Origin of the sequence: Allomesorhizobium camelthorni (assembly GCF_011045125.1) — a bacterium.
Lineage (GTDB): Bacteria > Pseudomonadota > Alphaproteobacteria > Rhizobiales > Rhizobiaceae > Allomesorhizobium > Allomesorhizobium camelthorni.
This window is the reverse complement of record NZ_JAAKZF010000185.1, coordinates 1-4,354: the sequence shown is the minus strand read 5'-3', so window position 1 is coordinate 4,354 and position 4,354 is coordinate 1. Positions and strand designations below refer to the sequence as shown.

The following is a 4,354-nucleotide window of genomic DNA, read 5'->3' as shown; positions in this document are numbered from 1 at the left end:
CGATTCCCAGGAACGGTTCGCCGGGCCGGTCGATGACATGCACCTCGACGCTGTCCGGCACGCTCGCGAAGCGAAGGATGGGATAGCTCGACCAGTCGACGCTGGTGATCCTTGTATCGTCGAAAGTCACCGCTTCGTAGAGCGTCCAGCTGATCGATTGCAGGATCCCGCCCTCGGTCTGGTTGCGGATGCCGTCAGGATTGACCACTTCGCCGCTGTCGATCGCGGAGACGGCGCGGACGACGCGAACGCGGCCGTTTTCCCTCTCGATTTCGACTTCGAGCGCACAGCCAGGTAGGCGGCAAGGGTCTTGTAGCGGCAAAACCGAAACCCTGTCCATGATCGCGCGGCAAAGCAGCGTTCGACCACCCGAAGCGCTCTGCGACCAGCTCAACCACAGCGCGGGCACGCGGATCGTCGAGGTGACGCAGCCGGAACTCCACGGGGTCGGCGTCGGCGGCAAGCGCGCGCGGCGCGGAGACGCGTAGCGGCATATCGGGCAGGAAATGCCAGAGCACGAGCTTATTGGGGAGGACATAAGTGGGATTGGCGTTGCGGTCGCCATTGCCGGAAGGGCTGATGTTGAGTTCCGGCGTCTCCGGCGTGAACAACTGATCCTTGTGGCAAGCCGCAAGCAGCGCCCCGGCGCCACCCGGCCGTGTCCAGAACGTCAGAGTGGGTGTTGCTCCACAGGTCGTAGTTCCATCCGGAGATGCGTCCGTCGCCACCGAGCGAGGCACCTTGATCAGCATTGCCAGGCCGTAGGGCTCCCAGGCATGTTCCTGCTCGCACATCCATTGAACGCGAACGGGCCGCCCCGGCAGTTTCTGGGCGATCAGCGCGGCGTCTGCGGCGGCATCATCCGCGCCGTTGTGGCCATAGCAGCCGGAGCCTTCCATGTGGATAACGCGAACCTGCTTCAGCGGCATGCCGAGCATCTCGGCGATCGCCTCGCGATCGGGATAAACGCCCTGGGTATGCGACCAGACGGTCAGCCCTTCTCCCTCCATCTGCGCCACGGCGCATGACGGTCCGATCGATCCGTGGATTTGATAGGGACGGGTGAAGGGTCGCCTCAAACGTCTTGCCTGCGCCGATCACGGGCGAACGACTTTCGGAAACAACGCCGACCTCCCGTTCGAGGTCTTGCAGGACCGCCGGCAGATCGGTTTGGTCGGGCAGCGTCGCGGTCTCCTCCCACCGGGCCGCGGCTGCAAGCGCCCGCATCACGGCGACTGCCTGCCACTCCCCTTCCGACACGACCGCCAGGAAGCTGCCGTCGCGGATGACGGACACGACGCCCGGCATATTTTCGATGGCGCTTGCATCGACATTCGCAAGGCGCGCGCCAGGGCTCGGCGGGCGCACGACGCGGGCGTGCAGCATGCCTTCCAGCCGCAGGAACCGCGGCCTCTGTAGATTCGGCTACCAGGTAGGCCATTCACCCCGGACGTCTTTCCCAGCCAGTGCCGCCCCCATTCAAGCCGCCGCCGGATGTTCAGCGACCTTTCAGCCGATCGCCGACAACGGCGCGCCAGTGCTAAATTGCGGGCATGGGCAGATGTGGCAGGAGCTTGTCCAAGGTGATCGGAAATTCGCGCACGCGCACGCCGGTCGCGTTGTAGACGGCGTTGGCGATCGCCGCGCCGGCGCCGCAGACGCCGAGCTCGCCGAGACCTTTGGCTCCCAGCGGATTGGCCTTGTCGTCATGCTCCTCCAGAAACATCACCTCCATGTCCGGCACGTCGCCATTCACCGCAACATGGTATTCCGCCAGGTCGTGATTGATGAAATGGCCGTGACGCGGGTCGAGCACCGTTTCCTCCATGAGCGCCGCGCCGAGGCCCCAGGTCATGCCGCCGAGTATTTGCGAGCGTGCGGTCTTTGCGTTGAGAATTCGCCCTGCCCCGATGACGGCGAGCATGCGGCGCATGCGGATTTCTCCCGTGTCGCAATCGACCGCGACCTCGGCGAAGTGCGCGCCATACGAGTGCTGGGAATAGTTTTTGTATAAATCGTTCCGGCTGAAGGGCTGGACCGTCCCTTCCGCTTCGATGCCGTTGGGGGCGACCCCCCGAACGAGATCGGAAAGGCGCTCGGCCCGGTCGCCGATCCGGATCTCACCGGCGACGAAGTTCGCTTCGGGATTGGCCGCGCCGTCACCAGCGTCCGACAGCGCGGCCTGGACGATCTTCTGCCTCAGCTTGGAGCATGCGTCGTGGACGGCAGAACCGGAACTCGCCGCGCCCCACGAACCGCCCGAGCCTGCCGTGCGCGGAAATTTGCTGTCACCAAGCTCAATTTTGATCGCCGAAAGAGGCACACCCAGGCCTTCCGCAACGATCTGGGTCAAGATCGTGTACGTGCCGGTGCCGATGTCGGTCATGTCGAGGCGGACGGTAACATCGCCCCCTGCGTCGATCGCGACCCGGGCGGCGGCCGCGCCGATATAGTTCGGCCGGATGGCGGCGGCCATGCCCATGCCGATGAGCTTTCGTCCTTCCTGGACGCGCGCGGGCAGTGCACTGCGCCTTTCCCAACCGAAGCGGCGCGCGCCCTCCTCCATACAGGCGACGAGGTTGCGTGTCGAAAACGGGACGCCGCGTTCCGGATCCTCGGCCGGCTCGTTGCGGCGGCGCAGTTCGATCGGGTCGAGGCCGAGCCGCTCGGCGAGTTCGTCCATGGCGCATTCGAAAGCGAGCATGCCCGGCGCTTCGCCCGGCGAGCGCATCCATTCGCCGCGATTGAGGTCGACGGGGACCAATCGGTGGCGGGTCAGCCGGTTCGGCGCGGCGTAAAGCGAGCGGGCGAAGACCGCGGTTTGCTCGCAGAACTCTTCGAAGCGAGAGGTCGCCGACCAGACGTCGTAACCCATCGCCGCCAGCCGGCCATCGCCGTCGGAGCCAAGGCGAACCTGATGGATCATCTCCGCGCGGTGGCCGGCATTCGCGAACATCTGCTGCCGCGTCAAGGCGACCTTGACCGGGCGCCGCAACTCCCTCGCGGCTAAGGCCGCAAGCACTGTGTCGGGGTGGACGATCAGCTTGCTGCCGAAGCCGCCGCCGATGAACGGGCTGACGATACGCACATTTTCTGGAGGAATTTGAAGCGTGTTTGCGATTCCAGCCTGAAAGTTGGCGAGCGTCTGTGCGCTCGTATAGATCGTCAGTTGGTCGCCCGACCACGCGGCCAGCGTCGCGTGGGGTTCCATCGGATTGTGGTGCTCGTAGGGCGTCCGGTATGTGGCGTCGACCACAACAGCGGCGGCTGCGAACGCGCCCTCGAAATTGCCGATTGCGCTGTCGGTTTCGAAGCCGGCATTGGTCCTTGTCGGCGCGTACGCTTCGTTAAGGCGTCCGGCAAGATCGAAGGCGCCTTCCTCCTTTTCGTAGCTGACCCTTATCAGTCCAGCAGCCGCCCGAGCCGCCTCGAAGGTCTCCGCCACCACGAAGGCTACCGGTTCATCGTAATAGCGCACGCGATCGGTCGAGAGCATGGGCCGGGCGCGGGTGAAGACCTCCGGCACGGTGGGCGTGACCGGCGCGCCGAAGGCAGGCTGGGCCGGAGCATTTCTGAACGTCATGACCTTGATGACGCCGGGAGCGCGCTCCGCCTCGGACGTATCGATCTCGATGATGCGGCCAAGTGCGATCGCCGCCCCGAGGATATGGCCATAGGCAGGTTTGTCGCCGTGCTCATGCTCATAGGCGTATGTCGCGCGGCCGGTCACCTTGAGAGGACCGTCCACACGATCGAGCGGCTGGCCGATGAAGCCGTGGCGCGGGCTCTCGGCTTTATTCGCTATATTCTCGGTCATGGTCACCTCACGCTTTCTGCGGCGGTAGCCAGCGCATGGCGCAGCGTGCGCTTGGCCAGGGGAATCTTGAAGTTGTTGTCACCACGGCCGACTGCGCCCTGGAGCGCTGCTTCCGCCGCCGCAACGAAGGTGCGGTCCGATGCTTCCTTGCCGACGAGCCCGCGTTCGGCTTCGGCGGTGCGCCATGGCTTCGCTGCAACGCCTCCCATGGCGATGCGTGCGTCTCGCACTTGGCCGCCGCTCACCTCGATGACGGCGGCAACCGACACGAGCGCGAACGCATAGGAGGCGCGGTCGCGTACTTTTCGGTAGATTTGACGACCGGGCGGTGCGGGCGGCAACGTCACGGCGGTGATCATTTCGCCGTGCGCGAGTTCGGTTTCGATGTGCGGCGTGCTGCCCGGCAGCCTGTGGAGGTCGCTTACCGGGATCGTGCGGGTTTTGCCCGCCGGCGATACCGTTTCGACGCTCGCATCGAGCGCGACAAGCGCCACAGCCATGTCCGAAGGATGCACCGCAATGCAGGCCTCGCTGGCG

General features: G+C 65.3%; 2 protein-coding genes and 1 pseudogene. All 3 read right to left on the bottom strand.

Annotated features, from left to right (window positions below; translation table 11 throughout):
- Positions 1-1,401: pseudogene (locus G6N73_RS34845) on the bottom strand (molybdopterin cofactor-binding domain-containing protein); the annotation flags it as partial.
- A gap of 139 nt (positions 1,402-1,540) precedes the next feature.
- Complete coding sequence (locus G6N73_RS34840; protein WP_165034413.1) at positions 1,541-3,817, bottom strand: xanthine dehydrogenase family protein molybdopterin-binding subunit; 2,277 nt, start codon at positions 3,815-3,817, stop codon at positions 1,541-1,543.
- A 2-nt stretch (positions 3,818-3,819) separates the two neighbouring features.
- Positions 3,820-4,354 (bottom strand): FAD binding domain-containing protein (locus G6N73_RS34835; protein WP_206079260.1); only part of this gene is annotated, 535 nt, incomplete at its 5' end.